General features: G+C 53.0%; 1 protein-coding gene. It reads left to right on the forward strand.

The window, feature by feature from the left end; all coding sequences use genetic code 11:
* The coding region (locus SB749_RS18975) for a hypothetical protein (protein ID WP_410711668.1) at nucleotides 1-338 on the forward strand (338 nt) is incomplete at both ends.

The raw sequence follows: 338 nt of genomic DNA on the forward strand, positions 1-338 counted from the left end.
CACGGAACTCGGTGCTCGGTTGTGGAATACCCGGAAAGATGTCCTTCTGGAAGATGGGGGAGATTCGCGTTTCCCGATCGAGATGTTGTCTTTCTCGTCTGCGTTCTCGGGGCAACCGCAACAGAATGCCCCTTGGTTCGTGAATTGGAAGCCCGGACAGTTGGAGGCTGATTTCGGTGGCTCCGTCCGGGTGTACATCAATTCCGACGAAGAAACCCTTGCGGCCAGATTTGCAGAAGGTGATCCTCTTTCACTTCAAGCCATCCTTGGAGATGTCATATCCCAGATGGTTGAAGGCGTTTTGGAAGACGCGGAATTTGATGACCTTCTCGACGCTT

Source organism: Brevibacterium sp. SIMBA_078, assembly GCF_046534565.1.
In the GTDB taxonomy this organism is placed as follows: domain Bacteria; phylum Actinomycetota; class Actinomycetes; order Actinomycetales; family Brevibacteriaceae; genus Brevibacterium.